Raw genomic sequence first — 19,425 nt, 5'->3', positions numbered from 1 at the left:
TTCTGTGAATGGGGCGGCCGCCCGGTATCCGCTAACTCGACGGTGAATCCGGGGGCTCGCCGGGTGAGGGTGTCTTGCCCAGCATGATCGTGCTGATGCGATTGCGACCGGACTGTTTCGCAATGAAGAGTTGCTCATCGGCCGCCTTCAGGATGGCCTCGGCGCTGTCGCACTCGCCGGCGACACCGGTCGCCGCTCCAACGCTGATCGTCACCATGCCTGCGGCACTCCCTGCGTGATCGATATGCAGGCGCTCGATGTCGCGCCGGACCTGCTCGGCCATCGTCGCCGCGCTTTGTGCATCCGTATCGGGTAACACCACAGCAAACTCTTCGCCGCCGTAGCGGGCCGCCATGTCGCTGTCGCGCCGCACATGGCCGCCGATATTCTTGGCGACGGCACGCAGCACGTCGTCGCCGACCGAATGGCCGTAAGCGTCGTTGAAATGCTTGAAATGGTCGATGTCCGCGAACAGGATCGACAAAGGACTGCCGGACCGCTTCGCGCGCCGCCATTCGGCCGCGAGTTTGGTGTCGAGCGCACGACGGTTCGCCAGCCCGGTAAGGCCGTCGGTCACACTCAGGCTCACGAGCCTTGCCGCAGCGCTCGAGCGCGTGCGTATGGCCGCCGTCAGCAACCACGAACCGGCGATCAGTGTGGCCGCGCATGCGATCGCGATGGCACTGAATATCCACACCTGTCGTAACCACTCGCGCATGAGCAAATGCGTCGAGGGCGTCACCACCACGTACATCGACGCCCCGGGCACTCGCACCGACCGGTAGTCCAACGCTCTCATGCCCTTCGGAAACGCGAGCGCCGCCGACAGATCGCCATTGCGCGCCGCCCCCCCTGGCAACGTGACCAGCGCCCCCGGCCGCGCGCCTGAGCAGGGATCGCAGGCCAGCACCGTCCCCTTCTCTTCCACGATTTCGATCGAGCGCAGGTCGGCCGAATCCACATCACTGACCAACGTGCCCAGATGGTCGAGCCGCAGGGCCAGCACCGCCACACCGGCAAAGGTGTGATCGGGCGCCGCAATGCGGCGCGTGAGCGCCACCGACAACACGCCGCCATGGGTGCGCGACGCGTAAGGCTGCGAGATGTACAAACCGAGTGACGGACTGAGCGCGTGCGACCTGAAGTAATCGCGGTCTGCGACGTTCACGACCACATTCGGTTGCCCGTCCAGCGGCGCGGAGATACGGCCGGTCTTGTCGACGACGTAGGCATCGTCCAGAAAATCGCGACTTAGCGTCTGCCCGAAGCGCACCCGGTCACGCACGCGCTCCGGGAACAACGGTGTCGTGGGATCCTCTGCCTCACGGACCATCTCCTTGAGCAAGGTGTCGTAGACAGCAATGTTGCCGCCCAGACTCGTCGCCACGACCGACGCCACGCTCTGGGCACGTTCGAGGGCAAACAGGTAGCGCGCCTGACGGTCCGCGCGCAGCAACAGCGAAACCCCGACCAGAATGGCAATGGCGATGGCCGTGCCGATCACGCCGACCATCGCCGGATAGTCGTCGAACTTGTCGAACAGCGCGCGCAGTCGCTGCCCAAACCAACTCCGGAACCCACTCTGCTTGCGAGAAACGTCCGAGCGTGTAGTCATGACGAATGGCCCGACACGGTTACCGACTGGTGAACTAGCGAGGAAGCCTGCCCGTTAGCGCGAATGCCTGGCGTTGCGCGAGAAATCGTCGAGCAGCGGCACGATGGCCAGCATGATCAATACGACAGCGAGCGGAATTGTGGAGACGAACCCCAGATGCTTGAAGCCCAGCGCCCCCACGAGCCCGCCCATGAAGAAACTGCCCAACAAGGCACACAGCAGACGTAGCTTCTGCCGGTCGCCGGCCACGCGCGGCAGGTCCTGCGCCACGCCCGGCCGGTTCCAGTAGCCCATCTTGCCCAGCTCGATACCGATGTCGGTGACCAGCCCGGTGACGTGCGTGGTACGAATTTCGGCCCGGGAAATCTTGGTGATGATGGCATTTTGCAGGCCCATCACGTAGCACAGCAGCCCCACGGTCGCCGGCACGTAAAGCAACCGGTGATCCTCCAGATTGGCGCCCATCATGCCGAACGTCAGCAACAGCATCGCCTCGAGCATGAGCGGCGCGGCATATTCGCTATGCGTGTGGTGACGTCGTCCCCAATGAATCAGCACGGAGGAGGTGGCCGCGCCCAGCAGGAACGCCACCAGCGCGCTCAATCCGGCGAGCACCAGCAGCAACTGGCCGAGCACGAGATTGTCGGAGAGCGAAGCGACGATACCCGACATGTGCGACGTGTACTGACCGACGGCCAGAAAGCCCCCGGCGTTGGCCGCCCCGGCCACGAAGGCGAGCGAGCACCCCAGACGCCGGTTCGCCGCGTCCGTGCGCACCGGCTGGGTGAAACCGCGTAGATAGTTGATCGGCATGGCGAGTGAGCGTCCCGGGCATCGCACTTGGGGTATTCTAATGCGCGTCGACGCAAAGTTGATGCAAAGGCGACGCCATTATCGTGCCATCGACGCGACACGACGGGGCGATGCGCCGACTTGTACGGGGGGAGACATAACAATGACCGAGTGCTACGCGTACATCAGCCATGCGCTGCCGGATCTCGATCCGGTGGCGCTGTCCAAAATCATCGTCCACTCACGCGGGTTCAACGATACCCACGGCGTGACCGGTCTGCTGCTCTACGACGGCATGACGTTCTATCAGTACATCGAAGGACCGGCGCAGGCGCTGGCCGACGCGCGTCAGCGCATCGAAGCGTCGCGCCACCACTCCGCCATCCAGGTGCTGCTCGACGGCACGCCACGCCAGCCCGGCGCCTTCTCGTCCTGGAGCCTGGGCTATCTGGTGCTCGACGAACCCGCCCACGCGCTGCATGCCTTCGTCATGCCGGCAGATCACGCGCAACTGATCGGGGCGTTCAACGTGCTCGCCGCGCAGGCGGACGTGATGTAACCCGCAGCATCGGCACAGCGCCGAACCACGCCAGCCAAGCCGCACAAACGACGACGCCGGGCCACCTGAGGTGCCCGGCGTCGTTGTTTCGAGGCCTGCGCAGCGCATGCGCGAACGATCGCGTCATGCGCAGCGATTCATCCCATTGCGATCACTGCTCGATCTGACGGTTCCAGCGCTGATCCCACTGCGCGCGACGCTGGTTGATGGCGTCCCAATCGACCGTCTTGATGTTCTTGGTCAGATCGTCGAGCTTGCCCAGACGCTTTTGCATCGACGGCGGAATCGTCGCTTGCGGATTGGTCGGGATGTAGGCGCCGGCCGCCGCAGCCAGCGACTGGCCCTTGGCCGACAGCAGGTACTGCGCAAGCTTCTGCGCCATGGCATTGTCCGGGCTGTTCTTCACGACGCACAGGTCGACGAGCAACTGCACCGCGCCCTCCTTCGGGGCCACGTAGCCGACCTGAATGCCCTTGTCCTGAAGGTCGCTCACGGCCGTCGGGGTCAGCGGGAAAATCGCGGCTTCGCCCGTCTGGATCATTTCCGAGAGCTTCGCCGAGTTCGGGATGTACTCGACGACGTTCGGACCGACGGTCGACGCCCACTTCGTGAAGCCCGGTTCGACGTTCGTCTCGCTACCGCCCCAGATACGGTTCAGCGCGAGGAAACCGTGCAGACCGAACGTGCTGCTCGATGCCGACTGGAACACGACCTTGCCCTTGTACTTCGGATCGGCGAAGTCCGTCCACGACGTCGGCGCCGCCCAGCCCTTTTCCTTGAAGAGCTTCGTGTTGTAACCGATGCCGGTCATGCCGAGCTGCACGCCGGCGCCCATGTCGTCCTTCACGCGAGCCGAGGGCAGCAGTTCCTTGAGCACCGGCGCATCGTCGAGCTTCTGGCATACCCCCATGCTGATGGCGCGTGCCATCACGCCGTCGTCGAGAAACACGACGTGCATCTGCGGGCTGTTACGGTTGGCGAGCAGCTTGGCGAGTACGTCCGACGACGTACCCGGCACCACCACGACCTTCACGTTGTTGGCCTTCTCGAATTCCGGGAAGACCTGACTCGTGTAAGCCTTTTCCATCGGGCCGCCATTCATGCCGATGTACAGCGTTTTCGACTGCGACCAGGCCGCGCTGCTCGCGCCCAATGCCAGCGCCGCAGCGCACATGACGACCTTACGGGATAGCTTCATCGTGGTTCTCCTTGCGTTTTCCAGGGTGTTAGGAATGTAGGTTGTGGACGGACTCAGAACGTGTGGCATGTCTCGGGTTCCCTCGTGTGCATCTCATGTACATCAAGCGGCCGCGCCGACTTTCGCGAACCGGTCGACCGCAAAGGCATCGATCGGCGTAGCCGTCTGCCCTTGCGTGACCAGATCGGCCAGCACTTCGCCGACGCCGGGGGCCAGCAGAAATCCGCCGCCGCAAAAGCCGAAGGCATGCACCAGTTGCGGGGTGGTACGGCTCATGCCGATGATCGGGTTGTCGTCGGGCGTCTCGCCTTCCACGCCGCTCCACGTGCGGATCAGCAAGGCGTTGCGCAGCGCCGGCAACAACGCACACGCCTCGCGCATCACCGCGCGCGTGGTGTCGGCCGACGGCTGGGCGTACTCGCCGTCGCCGGTGCCGCGCCCGCCGCCGATCACGCAGTTACCGCGCTCGACCTGACGTGCGTAGACACCCCCGCCGTAGACGCCGAGGCTGTGTCCGACGAAGCGGGGCAACGGCTCCGTCACCCACATGTTCGGATAGATGGCATGCATCGGCACACGCTCGCCGAACGTCCCGGCGATGTGATTCGCCCACGCGCCGGACGTATTGAGCAGCCAGTTGCTGCTCACGTGCAAGGCGTCGCCCGCCTCGGGCTGAGCCGTGAGCTGAAAGTGCTTGCCGTCATGCGCGATCGATGTGATCGGGGTGCGTTCTCGAACGTCTGCACCGAGGGCACGCGCCGCACGCGCGAAGGCCGGCGAGACAAGACGCGGATTCGCATGGCCGTCGCTCATGCACAGCGAGCCGCCGACAGCCCCGTCGCCCAGCCACGGAAAGCGCTGGCGGAACTCGGTCCCGCGAAACACCGTGGAGGACAAGCCGTAATTGGCGGCCATGGCGGACCACTGGTCGAGCGGTTCGAGATCGCTCTCGCGACGGGCAAGACGCAGGTGACCCGAGCGGACGAACTCGCCGTCGATACCGATGAGTTCCGGCAGACGATCCCAGACCCGCCGCGCACGCATCGCGAGCGGCAATTGCTCCTCGGGACGCCCCTGACAACGCACGCCGCCGTAATTGACGCCGCTGGCTTGCGCGCCGCAATAGCGTCGCTCGAACAGCGCGACCTTCAGGCCGCGCTCGGCCAACGCCCGGGCGGCCGATGCGCCGACCAACCCGCCACCGGCGACCACGACGTCGTAATGCAAGGTCTCACTCATCGCGCGCCTCTTCGGGAATGGCGGCGACGTTCTCGTCGAAAAGCATGGGGGCAATCGGAATCGGTTTGATCGGCGCCTGCGCACGCAGACGACCCACTTGCGCGAATGTCTGCCCGCTCGCCTCGGCGAGCACATGGCATGCCGCTTCGCCGCACATGCGGCCCTGGCAACGCCCCATGCCCACGCGGGTGAGCGCCTTGAGGCGGTTGATTTCGGTCACGCCGTCAAGACGCGCGCAATCGCGCAAAGTGCGGGCGGTGACTTCTTCGCAACGGCACACGAGCATGTCGTCGGGCCACTGCGAAGCTGGATCTTCCGGCAATGCGAATGCCTGCTCGATGCCTTCGCGAAAACGGCGGATGCTCGCGAGCTTGCGTTCGATGGTGGCGGCGTCAGGCGCATCAGCCATGGCGGGCGCCGCGATGCCGAGGTCTTCGAGCAACGCCAGTGCCGCTCGGCGGCCGGCGAGTTCTGCGGCGTCGGCGCCGGCAATGCCCGCACCGTCGCCCGCCAGATAGATGCCCGGCTGCGAGCTGCGGCCTGCGGCGTCGCGCTCAGGCAGCCAGCAACGGTTGAGCTCGTCGAAGACGAAACGGCAACCGGCCAGATCAGCGAGTTGCGTTTCCGGACGCAGGCCATAGCCCAGCCCCACCGCGCTGCATTCGAGCGATTGTTCGCGGCCATCGCGCTGCCAGCGAATCGCGCGGACCCCGGCAGTACCGTCGATACCGTCGAGCGTCACGCCGGTTTCGATGCGCACGCCACGGGCGCGCAACCAGCCCACGTAGTAGACGCCCTTGGCAAACGTCGACGGCTGACTGAGCAGTCGCGGCGCAGCCTTCGCCTGCGTGACGAACGCGCTGGTGTCGAGCACCGCGACGACGTTCGCCCCGGCTTTCGCGTACTGGTAAGCCACGAGGTACAGCAAAGGCCCGGTGCCCGCGAACACCACGCGTTCACCGATGGCGCAGCCCTGCGCCTTGAGCGCGACCTGCGCGCCGCCCAGCGTGTACACGCCCGGCAATGTCCAGCCCGGCAACGGAAGCACGCGATCCGTCGCCCCGCTAGCAATGATGAGATGACTGAACGGCACGGCCGTTTCGCGTCCGCCATGCATCGTGTGGAGCCGCTTCGGATCGCACGCCCACACCAGCGTTTCGGGACGATAGTCGACCTGCGGCAGCAACGCGGCCATGGCGTTGTGGACGGCGTCGGCCTTGGCGGCTTCGAAGCCGTACAACGTCTGCTTGCTGCGCGCGAATCCTGCGTCGGCGGGCGGCTGACGGTAGATCTGACCGCCCCAGCGCATGTTTTCGTCGAGCACGATCGGGCGCACGCCGGCCGCAACGAGTGTCTGCGCTGCGCGAATCCCTGCCGGCCCGGCGCCGACGATTACCACGTCAGCGCCATTCACGAGATTCCGGTTTCCGGCGCGCTCATTCATGCGAGCCTCCGTGAATTTCGTTGACGTCGGCCGCACGCGTGACGATACGCATGCCGGCCTGCACCGTGGTGGAGCACGCACGCAAACGCGTGAGTTGCATATCGCCGCCACCGGCCGTCGTCGTCTCGCAACGCACCCAGCAGTCCTGACAGGCGCCGATCAGGCAGAAGCCCGCACGCGGCGTGCCGCTGAACTCGCTGATGCGCACGTGGCGCTGATGCGTGAGGATGGCCGTGAGCAGCGTGTCGCCCGCGAGCGCCTGCACCGGCTCGCCGTCGATGAAGAACGTGACCGGCGAGCGCGAGGTCTCGGCCAGCCGCTTCATTTGCGGATGGCAGGTCGTTTGCCCCGTCGCGCGCGACGATTGAGGGAATTGGGAAGAACTGGACATAGGAGTCGTCGTTGAGCGCGCGTTCAGTGCTGGCCGATCAGAATGCGATTCAGGCCGTAGATGCGGTCGAGCAGCAGCATCGCGCCGAGCGTCACTGCAATGACGAGCGCCGAGACGGACGCCATCATCGGGTCGATCGACTCGGTGGCATACATATACATGCGCACCGGCAGCGTGACGGTTTGCGGCGCCGTAAGGAAGACCGACATCGTCAGTTCGTCGAAGCTGTTGATGAACGCCAGCAGCCAGCCGCCGGTAATGCCCGGCAGGATCATCGGCATGGTCACGCGGCGGAACGTCGTCCACGAACCGGCGCCGAGCGAGGCGGCCGCATTCTCGACGCTGCGATCCAGACCGCTGATCGACGCGAGCACGAGACGCATGATGAACGGCGTCACGATGATCATGTGCGCGAAGATGAGCGCGCCGAACGAGCCGGTCACGCCGAGCATCGCGAAGAAGCGCAGCAGTGCGATGCCGAGCACGAGGCCCGGAATCACCAGCGGCGAGAGCAGCAGACCGTTGAGGAAGTTGCGTCCCGGAAAGCGCGAACGGCCGATGGCCAGCGCGGCCGGCAGCGCAATCGCGAGCGAGAGCGTGGCCGAGATGAACGCGAGCTTCAGACTGGTGAAGAACGACGCGATGAAGTCGGGGTAGTCGAGAATCGCGCGGAACCAGCGCAGCGAAATACCGCGCGTGGGCAGCGAGAGCGTTTGCTCCGGCGTGAACGCGACCAGCACCACGATGATCATCGGGGCGAGCACGAAGAGAACGACGAGCGCGTGGAACGCGAGCGCCAGGGGACTGTTTTTGCGCATGATGGCGAGTGAGTTCTGTTCTGCGAAAGACCCGAGGGCGTTAGCCCATGCTTCGCGAATAGCGACGATCGAGCAGACGGTAGTACGTCAGCATCACGATCAGGTTCGCCACGAGCAGCAGCACGGCAATAGTCGCGCCCAGCGGCCAGTTCAGCGAACTGAGGAACTGGTCGTACACGGCGGTGGCGGCCACTTTGAGACGGCGTCCGCCCAGCAGGCTCGGAATCGCGAAAGCGCTGGCTGACAGACCGAACACCATCAGACTGCCCGAGAGAATGCCGGGCACCAGTTGCGGCAGCACGATGCGGCGCAGCGTGGTCGCGGGCGACGCCATGAGCGAGAGCGCCGCGTTCTCCGTCTGCGGATCGAGACGTTGCAGCGACGTCCACACCGGAATCACCATGAACGGCAGCATCACGTGCGAGAGCGCCACGACGACGGCGAAGTTGGTGTACTCCATCTTGAACGGCCCCATGCCGATCAGCCCGAACGCCTGATTGATCAGGCCGCCGGAACTCAGCAGCATGCTCCAGCCGAACGCCCGCACCACGATGGACACGAGCAGCGGCGAGAGAATCACCAGCAGGAACAGCGAGCGCCACGGGTCACCCATGCGCGAAAGCACATAGGCTTCGAACGTGCCGACCACGGCGCAGATCGCCGTGACCGTCAGCGAAATGCCGAAGGTGCGCAGGAAGATCGTATGGAAATACGAGTCGAACAGCACTTCCTTGTAGTTCTCGAACTGGAACGCCGCAATCGGACCGCTCGCCGGGTCGAACTGATAGAACGTGAGCGCGAGCGTCATGAGCAACGGAATGAGCACCAGCGCCACGAACAGCAGCATGGCCGGCGCACTCATCACCCACATCGGCAGGTAGGCATGCCACGGCGCACGCGTGGGGCGCGCGGTGTCCGTGTGCGGGACTTGCAGGGTTTCAGCCATTGGCGCACGCTCCCGCAGCGACGAAGCGCACCGATTCCGGATGCCAGTCGAGGCCGACCGGCGAACCTTCGTTCAACGGTTCGCCGCCTTCGTTCTGGCAGCACACGAGCACTTCGCCCAGTGCGCTGTCCACGCGATACAGCCACTGGCTGCCGAGGAAGAAGCGGCTCGTCACCGTTGCCGACAAGCGGCCGGCCGACGGCGCGCACAGGCGCACTTTCTCGGGACGCAGACACATCGTGATGGCATCGCCCACCGCCATGCTGCGGTCGCGCGGCGCCAGGTCCGAGAGTGCTGCGCGCTGCGTGAGTTGCGCGCCCAGTTCGATGTGCAGATGCTCGCCGTCGCGCGCGGCCACACGGCCGGCCAGCATGTTGGCCTTGCCGATGAACTGCGAGACGAACGGCGTTTCCGGACGCTCGTACGCCCGGTACGGCGTGTCGACCTGCGTGATACGCCCAGCTTCCATGACCACGACGCGATCGCTGATCGACAGCGCTTCGGACTGGTCGTGCGTCACCATGATCGTGGTCGTACCGATCTTGCGCTGGATCGAGCGCAGCTCGAACTGCATGTCTTCTCGCAGCTTGGCGTCGAGGTTGGACATCGGTTCGTCGAGCAGCAGCACGGGCGGCGCAATCACGACCGCACGCGCGATCGCCACACGCTGACGCTGGCCGCCCGACAGTTCACGCGGGAAACGGTGACCGAGGGCGTCGAGCCGCACCAGCGCGAGCGCCTCGCGAATGCGGTCCTTGCGTTCTGCCTTGTCGACGCCCCGCATCTCGAGGCCGAAGCCGACGTTGTCCGCCACCGTCATGTGCGGGAACAGGGCGTAGCTCTGGAAGACGATGCCCAGGCCGCGCTTGTTCGGGCGCATGTTGGTGATGTCGCGCCCGTCGAGCGTGATGCGCCCGGTGGTGGCTTCGACGAAGCCCGCGATCATCTGCAACGTGGTGGTCTTACCGCAGCCCGAAGGCCCGAGCAGCGAGACGAACTCGCCTTTCTCCACCGAGAGATTGACGTTCGAGACGGCATTGAGCTCGCCAAACGTCTTGGAAACATCCGTCAAAGTCAGAAAAGACATGGTCACTACCTTTGGGGCACACAGGCGCCACATGAAATGCAATTGCATCGAACAGTAGCGAGCCAAATTGCATGCCGCAAGATAACGATTCCATGAAATGAGATAAATCTTCAGATTATTTCGTTTGACGGAATATTTGACGAACGAACACGCCCTTTCGTTTCGTGTCAGCGTCTCGGGATAATCCCTAACTTATGATGATTATTGGTAGTTTTTGCGGGTTTGGCGGCGTCACGCCAGTTTTCAAGCCATATCGGCTTGCGCTAGTATTCCGTTTGACGGAATATTCGAGACCCTGATGAGCACCTCCGATTCACCCCGCATGACCGACGTGAAGGAAGCGTCGCCCGCAGAATCCGCCGGCGCAGGCATTCTGCAACGCACGTTCGCCGTCATTCGCGCCCTCGGCGTCGCCAAACCCGAAGGCGAGCGCGTCACCCATATCGCCAAGGCCGTCGGCCTGAGTCAGGCCACGGTGCACCGGATTCTTCACGCCCTCATAGCCGAACAGGTCGTTGAGCAGGACGAGACGTCCAAGCTCTACCGGCTGAGCATCGATTTCTTCGCCATGGCCGCACAAGCGGGCAACCCGAGCGGCATGCGCACGCTGTGCCGCCCCTCACTGCTGCGTCTGTGCGCAAGCCTCGGCGACACGATCTTCCTGCTCGTGCGCAGCAGTTTCGACGCGGTCTGTCTCGACATGTGCGAAGGCCCCTTCCCGATCCGCTCGTTCACCGGTGACATCGGTGGACGCGTCGCGCTGGGCGTCGGTCAGGGCAGTCTCGCGATTCTGGCGTTCCTGCCGGAAGCCGAGCGTGAGGAGATCATTCGCTTCAACGTGCCTCGGTTGCGCGGCTACGGCGTGCTCGACGAGGTCTACCTGCGCACCGAGATCGAACGGGTGCGCCAGTTGGGATATGCCGGAAGCAACAGCGGCGTGCTCGATGGCATGGCGGGGGTCGCGGTACCGGTCTTCGACCGTACGGGGCACGCTGTCGCCGCGCTGAGCGTCGGCACGCTGGCCGCGCGTCTGTCGCAGGATCGTTTGCCGATGGTGGTGGAATTGCTGCGACGTCAGGCCGAGCTGATCGGCCCGCAGACCAATCCGTTCGATGTCGCGATGCGCCGCCCGATGCACGGCCTCACGCGTGCGCTCACGACGGAGCCGCTGGCCTGAGCCTACGTTAAGCCGACTCAGTTTCCGACGCCCCCCCCGCCCTTTCGACCGGCGATGATCGCTACGGCGCCGCCTTCGGGCCAGGTCCGACGAGATCCGGCCTTTTGATGACCGAAAATGACCGGCGCAATGCGCGCCCACCTGCGAGAATCGCGAACGGGCACGGCGGCATCCGCCAGTCGGCCCTCAGTAGAGACAACGCTGGCAACAGCGACAACGGTGACAGGAACGGAGGCAAGTCATGGCATCAGGCGAACACGAGTACCGCGTCGAGGTGGAATGGATCGGCAATGAAGGCAGCGGGACCTCGGGCTATCGCGCATACGGGCGCAATCACGAGATTCGCGCAGACGGCAAACCGACGATTCCCGGCTCGGCCGACCCTGCCTTTCGTGGCGATGCAGCCCGCTGGAATCCGGAAGATCTGCTCGTCGCGTCCGCAAGCGCCTGCCACAAGCTGTGGTATCTGCATCTGTGCGCCGAAGCGGGCATCGTCGTCGAACGGTATCGCGACAACGCCCTGGGCACCATGATCGACACCGCGACCGAAGGACGCTTCACCCGGATTGTGCTGCGCCCGCACGTTACGATTCGCACCGGCGGTGACGTCGCGCTCGCCGAACATCTGCATCACACCGCGCACGAGAAGTGCTACGTGGCCAATTCGGTCAATTTCCCCATCGACTGCGAACCAGTGATTGAGACGATCGAGGTGTGAGTGACGAAGGTCGAGTGAGAGAGATCAGCGGCAGGCGAGCGAGCACCCTGCCGCACCGATCACGGCAGCAGCGCCGACGGCGGTCCCCAGCAGGAACGTTTGTGCCGAGCTTGCGCACCCCTGCAATCCTGTCGCCCCGACCAACAAGGCAGTGACGATCAGCCGGCGCATACGGTCTCCCATTTTGATGTTGGCGCATGGTAATGCCATGGGGTCGCGAGTGGCGTGATTCGTAAGGTCGGGAAATGCAAAGCAGCAAGGCTATTGACTCTCGTCTGGCCGCTTGATACGATCGGTTCACTTTCAAAACGCCCTCCCGGTCTGCCGGGAGGGCGTTTCGTTTTGGTTCCACTCAACTACATGGAACCTTGAAATGAAAGCAGCCTTCGACATCCACGCCAGCGCCGGCAACCTCCTCGGCTACGTCCGTTACGGCGACGGCCCCACGCACGTGCTAGTCATGCACGACTGGCTCGGTGACCACACCAGCTTTGACACCACCCTGCCCTGGCTGGACGCTCGCGCCTTCACCTATGTCTTCGTCGACTTGCGCGGCTACGGGCATTCCATCGACATGACCGGCGAATTCACCGTGCCGGAAATTGCGGCAGATTGCCTCCGGCTCGCCGATCATCTCGGCTGGCAGCGCTTTCACGTCGTCGGTCACTCGATGACGGGCATGGTGACGCAACGGCTGGCGGCGGACGCCCCTTCGCGCATCGCGAGCGCCATCGCCGTATGTCCGGTGTCCGCAGCCGGCAACCCTCTGAGTCCGGAAGCGCTCGCGTTCTTCGCAAGCACGACGCAGGACGATGACGCCCTTCGACGACTGTTCAAGTTCGTCGGCGGTGGACTCTCGGATACGTGGGCCGATCGCAAGGTCCGGCAAAACCGTGATTCGGTCGCTCCCACGTGCCGGATGAAGTACCTCGACATGCTGGTCACAGCGGACTTCGCCGATGACGTCCGAGGTCTGGAGACGCCGTTTCTGATCGTGGTCGGTGACAAGGACCCCGGACTCGATGCGCAAGCGATGGAGCGAACGTTTCTCGCATGGCATCCCAACGCGACATTGCAGGTGATGCCGAATTGTGGGCATTACCCGATGCAGGAATGCCCGCCGTATTTCGCGAGCGTCGTCGAGACATTTCTGAAGCGTCACGCCGCCTGAGACGCTTGCCGCTCTCAACAGACGCCGCACGGGGACCGGACTGGGACGAACGCATGAAATACTCCATGCAGATCTGATCCGGCACGCGCTCCCCGCACCGTGCCGTTTGTACGGCCCGCAGCTAACCCTGCGGGCCGCCTTTTTCCATTTCTTCGGACGTCAGTTCGCACGCCAGCCGTCGTTATGCACGCGGTCGGCCACTCTGCCACCGCGCTATCATGGGCCGCCCGATCAACACGATGCATCGAGATTGCACGGATTGCCCATCATGACCGAACGCCTGCCCGTCGAACTTCCGAAAGCCTACCGCCTGCTCAATCACGGCCCGACCGTGCTCGTCGGCAGCGCCCACGCCGAACGCCGCAATGTGATGGCGGCCGCCTGGTCGATGCCGCTGGATTTCTCGCCGCCGAAGGTCGCTGTCGTCATCGACCGCAACACGCTCACGCGAGAGCTGGTCGAAGCGTCGGGAGAGTTTTCGCTGAACGTGCCCGCGCGCCTCATCGCCCGCGAAACGCTCCACGTAGGGTCAGTCTCCGGTCGCGACACCGACAAGTTTGCCGACGGCTCCGGCGTGACGGCCTTCGCAGGCTCACACATCGGCGCTCCGCTGATCGACGGCTGCCTCGCATGGCTCGAATGCCGTGTGATCCCCGAGCCGCACAATCAGGATCGCTACGACCTGTTTCTCGGCGAAGTCGTGGCGGCGTGGGCCGATCCGCGCGCGTTTCGCGACGGGCACTGGCAGTTCGCACCGGGCGTCTCGCGCAGTCTCCACTACATTGCCGGCGGCAACTTTTTCGAGACCGGCGAAGCGTTCGACATCCCACCCGACAGCCCTTCCACCGCCAACTCATGAGCCACACTCTGCCCACGCCGCGCTCCCCGGACCGCGCCGACGACGTTGCACAAGCCGTGCAAGCCGCTCAAGCCGTGCAAGCTGCCCAGACGGCACAGCACGCCCTGGCGCGCTGGCGGGCGGGCACTTCCGTCGGCGAAACGGATGAAGTGAGCGCCGCAGTGAACCCCGCAGTGAGCCTGATGAGCAGCGTCGGCGAAATGCGCGGCATGGGTGATATGGGCGCTGCAACGGGCGTCGCATCGTCGCAATTGCCAAGCGACTTCGGGCGGGGCAGAATTGACAGCGTCACGGATGCCTTCGATCGGGAGTCCACCTGGCTACGCGCCCGGTCGCAAGTCTCTCCCGCGACATCCGAGTCATCTGCGAGGCCGGCGTTTGCACGCCAGCGCCTTGAGCATCACCAGCATCACCAGCAACGCGAGAATTTCGGAACTTTCGAGTCTTTCGAACCTTTCGTGCAGTTGCCGGATCCGCGGCAGGAATTTCCGTCGCCGGCACTGCTGTCGTCTAACCGCTGGGCCCTGCCCACCCGTCGCGACATGACTGCATCCGGTGCCGATTCATCTGATTTCGACGACGCCCGCCAAGGCCTGCAACGGCCGGCGTCCCCTTCGTCTGGCCGCATGAGCGGTCTCGGTGGTGCCGGCAGCGTCGGCCTCGACGAAGCCGAACGCCTCGCTGCGCTACGCCGCTATGAGATCCTCGACACGCCGCCCGAACCCGCGTTCGACCGTATCGTGCGACTGGCGTCTCACGTGCTCGGCACGCCGATCTCGCTCATCTCGCTGCTCGACGAGTCGCGTCAGTGGTTCAAGGCGCGTCGCGGCATCGACGCCACCCACACACCGCGCTCGATGGCCTTCTGTTCGCATGCGATTCTCAGCGACGACGTGCTCGTCGTGCCCGATGCCCGTGCCGACCGGCGCTTTGCCGACAACCCGCTGGTCACGGGCGATCCGAACATCCGCTTCTACGCCGGCGCCCCGCTGCGCACGCCCGAAGGGCATCGGCTCGGCACGTTGTGCGTGATCGACCGCCGTCCTCGCGATCTCGACGACGAGAAGCGCGCCCTGCTCGCCGACCTCTCCTCGCTCGTGGTCGACGAACTCGAACTGCGCCGCGTGAACCGGGTGCTGGGCGACATGGCGATGCGCGACGGCCTCACGGGTCTGCTCAACCGCCGGGCGTTCCTGATGCAGGCCGAGCGCCAGTTCGCCACCGCGCGCGCCCAGCAGCGCCGCCTGTCGGTGCTGATGCTCGACATCGACCATTTCAAGATCGTCAACGATACGTGGGGGCATGCTATCGGCGATCGCGTCATCGTCGAACTGACGCTGGTCTTGCGGGCGGCACTGCGCAAGAGTACTGTGATCGGCCGTCTGGGCGGCGAGGAATTCGCCGTGCTGTTGCCCGAGACCGATGCGCACCGTGCGACCCAGGCGGCCGAGCGCATGCTGAGCGCGATCAACGGCGCGAGCGTGCCGGGTCCGACCAGTGCGGCCGGCCCCGTGCGGTTTTCCGCGAGCATCGGCGTGAGCAGCCTCACCCCGGACGACGCCGACTTCGGCACGCTGCTGCAACGCGCTGACCGCGCGCTGTATGCGGCCAAGCAAGCCGGCCGCAACCGCGTGGCCGTGCTGTGACACCCCTACCGTACTGACGAATCGACGAAAGCATGGGCAAAAGCCGACTGGAAGCCTTCAGCGATGGCGTAATCGCCATCATCATCACGATCATGGTGCTGGAAATGAAAGCACCGCACGGCAGCGAACTGGCCGACCTCCTGCCGGTCGCGCCCACGTTCCTGACCTACATCCTCAGCTATGTCTATGTGGGCCTTTACTGGAACAACCACCACCATCTTTTCCAGGTGGTGCAAAAGGTCTCCGGCGGCGTACTCTGGGCCAATCTGCATCTGCTCTTCTGGCTGTCACTGATTCCGTTCGTCACGCACTGGCTGGGCGAAAACCACTTCACCGCCTGGCCGACGGCGCTCTACGGCGTGGTGCTCTGCATGGCGGCCATTGCTCACTTCATTCTGTCGCGCGCCCTGCTGGCCGTGCACGACGGCGGCAACAAGCGACTCGCCGCCGCCCTCGGGCGCGATTACAAGGGCAAGCTCTCGGTCGTAGTGTATGCCGTGGCCATCGGGCTGGCGTTCGTGGTGCCCGCGGTTTCACTCGCGCTGTATGCGCTGATGGCCGCCGTGTGGCTGATTCCCGACCGCCGTCTCGAACACGTGATCGACGCCTGAGCGTCTGAACCGATGCGCGACACCTGTCGACGCGCATCGGGTTTTTACGTAGTATCCGCTCCACTATGCAAAACGTAACTTTTGAATTGACGGGCGAATTCGTCGCCCTGAACGACCTGCTCAAACTCACCGGGGTCGTCGACTCCGGCGGCGCGGGCAAGGTCCTCGTGGCCAACGGCGAAGTCACGGTCGACGGCCAACTGGAAACGCGCAAGACCTGCAAGATCCGCGCGGGTCAGACCGTCGCCGTGGGCGGGATCCGCATTCGCGTCAAGGCGGCCTGAGCGCGGGCTCAGCCCAACCGGCGGGAAAGTCTCGCGAAGGCCGCTCAATACCGTCCACCGACCGCTTTTCTTCCGTCTGTCGTATTGCCCGGGACGCCATCGTCACGTGTCGTCTCCCGGTTTCTCCCACGTGAGCCTGCCCCCGCAGGTCGCTATACTTGAAAGCGATTTTGGCGTGTCAGCCCCAGTCACACCCGACAATGTCCTCAGGACGTCCGAGGAGGTCCGCTCGATGGTCGCGCCCGGTTCACCGTCCGCCGTCGGCGCCACACCGGCGCCAGGGCGCGAAGCGTTGCTCGAAGCACTCGACCGCTCGCTGGGCATGCTCACGCTCACGCCGGATGGCACCGTCGTCGATGTCAACGACAAACTCCTCGGTGTCTTCGGGTACACACGCGACGCGCTGATCGGCAAACGCCACGCCATGCTGTGCGATCCGCTCGACGACACCTGCGGCGACGCACTCGCGCAAGTCGTCAGCACCCGACGCTCACACACCGATCAGGTACGGCGTCTTCGCCGCGACGGCAGCGCGCTCTGGCTCGAAGCCACCTACAACCCCGTATTCGACGACGACGGCAATCTCACTTACGTGATCAAGTTCGCCGTGGACGTGACCGAGCGCGTGGCGCGCCAGGCCGCCGACGACGCCCGCCTGCACTTGCTCTCGCTCGGCGTCGACGAGACGGACAACGCCGTGCTCATCACCGACGCAAAAGGCAGCGTCTGTTACGTGAATGCAGGCTTCACGCGCATGCTCGGCTATGCCGCGAGCGAGGTGCTCGGCAAATTGGCCCATGCCCCGTTCGCCGATGCCCCGTTGGGCGAGTTCGCCGACGACACGTCGGCGCTCGACATCCGGCAGGCGCTCTCAGGGTGTCTGGTGGCCGCCCGCGACGGCCGCAGTTGCCATTGCGAAGTGCTCGTACGGACCGCGCAGCGTCAGCCGCTGTGGGTCTCCGTTGTCACGAACCCGATTCTGGATGCCCACGGCAAGCTCGTGAATGCCGTGGTGCTGTTCACCGACATCACGCAATCGAAGATTCAGGAAGTGTTGCAGCACAAGGCGCTGGCCGCGATGGTGCGCGATGCACCGCTCGTGGAAGTGCTCACGCTCGTGTGCCGCGAACTGGAGCAGATCGCCCCCGAGGTCATGGCCTCGGTCGTGCGGGTCGACGCCGAGGGCCGGTTGCGCCCGCAAGCCGGGCCAAGTCTGCCCGCGCAATACCATAAGACGATCGACGGCGTCGCCATCGGGCCGAACGTGGGCACCTGCGGCACGGCCGCCTTTCTGGCGCGCCCCGTCATCGTGACCGACATTGCGAACGACCCGCGCTGGGCCGATTTCCGGGAGATGGCCGCCGAGTTCGGTCTGGCGGCGTCATGGGCCATGCCGATCATTGCGAACGACGGGCGGGTGCTCGGCGTGCTGGCGTTCTATTACCGCACCGTGCGCGGCCCGAATGCGCTGCACGAGCGTCTGGTCGACGTGTGTGTGCATCTCTGCAAGCTCGCTTTCGAGCGCGACGAATCGCGCACGCGTATTCGTCAACTGGCGTTCTCCGACAGCCTGACCGGCCTGCCCAACCGCAGCATGCTCGGCGTGCTCGCCGCGCAGGCCATCGCCAGCGCGACGGAATTGAACACGCGCATGGCCGTCATCTTCATCGATCTGGACCGCTTCAAGCAGGTCAACGACTCGCTCGGGCATCAGGCGGGAGACGTGCTGCTGCGCACGATCGCGCAGCGTCTGCGCCGGGCGCTACGCGGTGCGGACATCGTCGCGCGACTCTCGGGCGACGAGTTCGTGGCCGTGCTCACGGAGTGCGACCCGGAGCGGCTCGACATCGCCATCGAACGCATGCGCAGCGCCCTCACGGCGCCGTGCCAGATCGACGGCGTAACGCTGGTCCCGTCGGGCAGCTTCGGCATCAGCCTGTTTCCGAATCACGGTCGCGAATTCGACATCCTGCTGCAACATGCCGACATGGCGATGTATCAGGCGAAGATGACGAGCCCGGGCAGCGTGCGCTTCTACAGCGAAGACATGAATATCCACGCGCAGGAGCGCCTCGAACTCGAGACCGCCATGCGCGACGCCCTGCGTCTGGGCAAGCTCGAACTCTTCTATCAGCCGCAGATCAATCTGCTCGACGACTCGGTGTACGGGGCGGAAGCGCTCACGCGCTGGAAACATCCGCAACACGGTGACGTGCCGCCGTCGCGCTTCATCGCGCTTGCGGAAGAATGCGGACTGATCGGCGAACTGGGGATATGGACGCTGCGCGAGTCGTGCCGTCAACTGGCGGACTGGCGGCGGCGCGGCATCGGTATCAGCAATGTGTCGGTCAACCTGTCGCCGACCAATTTCCACGACCACGATCTGCCGCGCACGATTGCCGAGGCGCTGGCCGATCACGAGTTGCCGCCGTCGTGCCTGGCCATCGAAATCACGGAAAGCGTGCTGATGGACCACAACCCGAGCACGTTGCGCATCATCGAGGAAGTCCACAACCTGGGCGTGCGTCTCTCGATGGACGATTTCGGCACCGGCTATTCGAGTCTGGGGTATCTGCGGCGTCTGCCGGTTTCGGAACTGAAGCTCGATCGCAGCTTCGTCCATGACATCACGCGTGATGAAACGGTGCGCGCGCTGACCAATGCCATCATCAGCATCGGCCGCAATCTGCATCTCACCGTGGTCGCGGAAGGCGTGGAAGATGAAGCCCAGCGCGATCTGCTGGTCGCACAGGGCTATCGTGTCGCACAGGGGTATCTGTTCTCGCCTGCGCTATCGGCCGACGGTATCGAGCATTGGCTTGAGCAATGGTCTGCGCGTCGGCATACGGTTCACCCGGCCTGATTTCGAT

At 64.7% G+C, this 19,425-nt stretch carries 19 protein-coding genes; 9 read left to right on the top strand and 10 right to left on the bottom strand.

From position 1 onward, the window contains the following. Positions 1-31: 31 nt before the first annotated feature. Together C5N93_RS18330 and C5N93_RS18325 are read right to left on the bottom strand one after the other, a co-directional pair. The gene (locus tag C5N93_RS18330; protein WP_242560388.1) at positions 32-1,615 is read right to left on the bottom strand and encodes a diguanylate cyclase; all 1,584 of its coding nucleotides are present in this window, start codon (positions 1,613-1,615) and stop codon (positions 32-34) included. Positions 1,616-1,669: 54 nt separating this feature from the next. Further along, complete coding sequence (locus C5N93_RS18325) at positions 1,670-2,428, bottom strand: YoaK family protein (protein WP_242560387.1); 759 nt, start codon at positions 2,426-2,428, stop codon at positions 1,670-1,672. A 142-nt stretch (positions 2,429-2,570) separates the two neighbouring features. Here C5N93_RS18325 and C5N93_RS18320 point away from each other — a divergent pair, with 142 nt between their 5' ends. Next, positions 2,571-2,966 carry a BLUF domain-containing protein gene (locus C5N93_RS18320; RefSeq protein ID WP_242560386.1) on the top strand — a complete coding sequence of 132 codons (396 nt, stop codon included), beginning with the start codon at positions 2,571-2,573 and terminating at the stop codon, positions 2,964-2,966. 151 nt (positions 2,967-3,117) lie between these two features. Here the strand turns inward: C5N93_RS18320 and C5N93_RS18315 are convergent, their stop codons facing one another. The 7 genes from C5N93_RS18315 to C5N93_RS18285 all read right to left on the bottom strand — a co-directional run bounded on the left by C5N93_RS18315 (position 3,118) and on the right by C5N93_RS18285 (position 10,089). Continuing rightward, complete coding sequence (locus tag C5N93_RS18315) at positions 3,118-4,164, bottom strand: ABC transporter substrate-binding protein (protein ID WP_242560385.1); 1,047 nt, start codon at positions 4,162-4,164, stop codon at positions 3,118-3,120. Positions 4,165-4,266: 102 nt separating this feature from the next. Then, positions 4,267-5,403, bottom strand: a complete 1,137-nt coding sequence (locus C5N93_RS18310) for an FAD-dependent oxidoreductase (protein ID WP_242560384.1) — start codon at positions 5,401-5,403, stop codon at positions 4,267-4,269. Beyond that, the gene (locus C5N93_RS18305) at positions 5,396-6,847 is read right to left on the bottom strand and encodes an FAD/NAD(P)-binding oxidoreductase (protein WP_242560383.1); all 1,452 of its coding nucleotides are present in this window, start codon (positions 6,845-6,847) and stop codon (positions 5,396-5,398) included. Before C5N93_RS18305 ends, C5N93_RS18310 begins: the two co-directional genes overlap by 8 nt. Further along, positions 6,840-7,172 carry a (2Fe-2S)-binding protein gene (locus C5N93_RS18300; protein WP_242560450.1) on the bottom strand — a complete coding sequence of 111 codons (333 nt, stop codon included), beginning with the start codon at positions 7,170-7,172 and terminating at the stop codon, positions 6,840-6,842. The genes C5N93_RS18305 and C5N93_RS18300 overlap by 8 nt, the downstream gene beginning before the upstream one ends. Before the next feature lie 89 nt (positions 7,173-7,261). Then, the gene (locus tag C5N93_RS18295) at positions 7,262-8,056 is read right to left on the bottom strand and encodes an ABC transporter permease (RefSeq protein WP_242560382.1); all 795 of its coding nucleotides are present in this window, start codon (positions 8,054-8,056) and stop codon (positions 7,262-7,264) included. A gap of 40 nt (positions 8,057-8,096) precedes the next feature. After that, positions 8,097-9,002 carry an ABC transporter permease gene (locus C5N93_RS18290; RefSeq protein WP_242560381.1) on the bottom strand — a complete coding sequence of 302 codons (906 nt, stop codon included), beginning with the start codon at positions 9,000-9,002 and terminating at the stop codon, positions 8,097-8,099. Then, positions 8,995-10,089, bottom strand: coding sequence for an ABC transporter ATP-binding protein (locus C5N93_RS18285; protein ID WP_069343939.1), 1,095 nt, complete (start codon positions 10,087-10,089; stop codon positions 8,995-8,997). The genes C5N93_RS18290 and C5N93_RS18285 overlap by 8 nt, the downstream gene beginning before the upstream one ends. Before the next feature lie 322 nt (positions 10,090-10,411). On the opposite strand from C5N93_RS18285, the gene C5N93_RS18280 reads away from it, so the two are divergent. Continuing rightward, on the top strand, positions 10,412-11,266 hold the full coding sequence (locus C5N93_RS18280) for an IclR family transcriptional regulator (protein ID WP_139133329.1): 855 nt from the start codon (positions 10,412-10,414) through the stop codon (positions 11,264-11,266). Between the two features lie 241 nt (positions 11,267-11,507). Next, complete coding sequence (locus C5N93_RS18275) at positions 11,508-11,984, top strand: OsmC family protein (protein WP_242560380.1); 477 nt, start codon at positions 11,508-11,510, stop codon at positions 11,982-11,984. A 24-nt stretch (positions 11,985-12,008) separates the two neighbouring features. Here the strand turns inward: C5N93_RS18275 and C5N93_RS18270 are convergent, their stop codons facing one another. Beyond that, positions 12,009-12,155: a hypothetical protein gene (locus tag C5N93_RS18270; RefSeq protein ID WP_170836292.1), complete on the bottom strand. Its 147-nt coding sequence runs from the start codon at positions 12,153-12,155 to the stop codon at positions 12,009-12,011. Positions 12,156-12,357: 202 nt separating this feature from the next. On the opposite strand from C5N93_RS18270, the gene C5N93_RS18265 reads away from it, so the two are divergent. The 6 genes from C5N93_RS18265 to C5N93_RS18240 all read left to right on the top strand — a co-directional run bounded on the left by C5N93_RS18265 (position 12,358) and on the right by C5N93_RS18240 (position 19,418). Further along, positions 12,358-13,155 carry an alpha/beta hydrolase gene (locus C5N93_RS18265; RefSeq protein ID WP_242560379.1) on the top strand — a complete coding sequence of 266 codons (798 nt, stop codon included), beginning with the start codon at positions 12,358-12,360 and terminating at the stop codon, positions 13,153-13,155. A 268-nt stretch (positions 13,156-13,423) separates the two neighbouring features. After that, a complete protein-coding gene (locus C5N93_RS18260; RefSeq protein ID WP_242560378.1) occupies positions 13,424-14,014 on the top strand; it encodes a flavin reductase family protein in 591 nt (196 codons plus the stop codon). Continuing rightward, positions 14,011-15,660, top strand: coding sequence for a sensor domain-containing diguanylate cyclase (locus C5N93_RS18255; protein WP_242560377.1), 1,650 nt, complete (start codon positions 14,011-14,013; stop codon positions 15,658-15,660). Before C5N93_RS18260 ends, C5N93_RS18255 begins: the two co-directional genes overlap by 4 nt. Positions 15,661-15,692: 32 nt before the next feature. Continuing rightward, a complete protein-coding gene (locus C5N93_RS18250) occupies positions 15,693-16,271 on the top strand; it encodes a TMEM175 family protein (protein ID WP_069343934.1) in 579 nt (192 codons plus the stop codon). 65 nt (positions 16,272-16,336) lie between these two features. Beyond that, positions 16,337-16,555 (top strand): RNA-binding S4 domain-containing protein, encoded by a 219-nt coding sequence (locus C5N93_RS18245; RefSeq protein WP_069343933.1) that lies wholly within the window; start codon positions 16,337-16,339, stop codon positions 16,553-16,555. 232 nt (positions 16,556-16,787) lie between these two features. Then, positions 16,788-19,418, top strand: a complete 2,631-nt coding sequence (locus C5N93_RS18240; protein WP_242560376.1) for an EAL domain-containing protein — start codon at positions 16,788-16,790, stop codon at positions 19,416-19,418. Positions 19,419-19,425: the final 7 nt, after the last annotated feature.

Source organism: Pandoraea sp. LA3 (genome assembly GCF_022696215.1).
GTDB lineage: Bacteria > Pseudomonadota > Gammaproteobacteria > Burkholderiales > Burkholderiaceae > Pandoraea > Pandoraea capi.
This window is presented reverse-complemented; position numbering and strand designations above follow the sequence as displayed.

Excerpts from the sequence above, each read along its gene's own strand:
- C5N93_RS18315 (WP_242560385.1), bottom strand. The coding sequence starts at position 4,164 with ATGAAGCTATCCCGTAAGGTCGTCATGTGCGCTGCGGCGCTGGCATTG.
- C5N93_RS18260 (WP_242560378.1), top strand. The coding sequence starts at position 13,424 with ATGACCGAACGCCTGCCCGTCGAACTTCCGAAAGCCTACCGCCTGCTC.
- C5N93_RS18325 (WP_242560387.1), bottom strand. The coding sequence starts at position 2,428 with ATGCCGATCAACTATCTACGCGGTTTCACCCAGCCGGTGCGCACGGAC.
- C5N93_RS18270 (WP_170836292.1), bottom strand. The coding sequence starts at position 12,155 with ATGCGCCGGCTGATCGTCACTGCCTTGTTGGTCGGGGCGACAGGATTG.
- C5N93_RS18305 (WP_242560383.1), bottom strand. The coding sequence starts at position 6,847 with ATGAATGAGCGCGCCGGAAACCGGAATCTCGTGAATGGCGCTGACGTG.
- C5N93_RS18290 (WP_242560381.1), bottom strand. The coding sequence starts at position 9,002 with ATGGCTGAAACCCTGCAAGTCCCGCACACGGACACCGCGCGCCCCACG.
- C5N93_RS18245 (WP_069343933.1), top strand. The coding sequence starts at position 16,337 with ATGCAAAACGTAACTTTTGAATTGACGGGCGAATTCGTCGCCCTGAAC.
- C5N93_RS18240 (WP_242560376.1), top strand. The coding sequence starts at position 16,788 with ATGGTCGCGCCCGGTTCACCGTCCGCCGTCGGCGCCACACCGGCGCCA.
- C5N93_RS18330 (WP_242560388.1), bottom strand. The coding sequence starts at position 1,615 with ATGACTACACGCTCGGACGTTTCTCGCAAGCAGAGTGGGTTCCGGAGT.
- C5N93_RS18280 (WP_139133329.1), top strand. The coding sequence starts at position 10,412 with ATGACCGACGTGAAGGAAGCGTCGCCCGCAGAATCCGCCGGCGCAGGC.
- C5N93_RS18275 (WP_242560380.1), top strand. The coding sequence starts at position 11,508 with ATGGCATCAGGCGAACACGAGTACCGCGTCGAGGTGGAATGGATCGGC.
- C5N93_RS18265 (WP_242560379.1), top strand. The coding sequence starts at position 12,358 with ATGAAAGCAGCCTTCGACATCCACGCCAGCGCCGGCAACCTCCTCGGC.
- C5N93_RS18295 (WP_242560382.1), bottom strand. The coding sequence starts at position 8,056 with ATGCGCAAAAACAGTCCCCTGGCGCTCGCGTTCCACGCGCTCGTCGTT.
- C5N93_RS18250 (WP_069343934.1), top strand. The coding sequence starts at position 15,693 with ATGGGCAAAAGCCGACTGGAAGCCTTCAGCGATGGCGTAATCGCCATC.
- C5N93_RS18310 (WP_242560384.1), bottom strand. The coding sequence starts at position 5,403 with ATGAGTGAGACCTTGCATTACGACGTCGTGGTCGCCGGTGGCGGGTTG.
- C5N93_RS18300 (WP_242560450.1), bottom strand. The coding sequence starts at position 7,172 with ATGAAGCGGCTGGCCGAGACCTCGCGCTCGCCGGTCACGTTCTTCATC.
- C5N93_RS18285 (WP_069343939.1), bottom strand. The coding sequence starts at position 10,089 with ATGTCTTTTCTGACTTTGACGGATGTTTCCAAGACGTTTGGCGAGCTC.
- C5N93_RS18255 (WP_242560377.1), top strand. The coding sequence starts at position 14,011 with ATGAGCCACACTCTGCCCACGCCGCGCTCCCCGGACCGCGCCGACGAC.
- C5N93_RS18320 (WP_242560386.1), top strand. The coding sequence starts at position 2,571 with ATGACCGAGTGCTACGCGTACATCAGCCATGCGCTGCCGGATCTCGAT.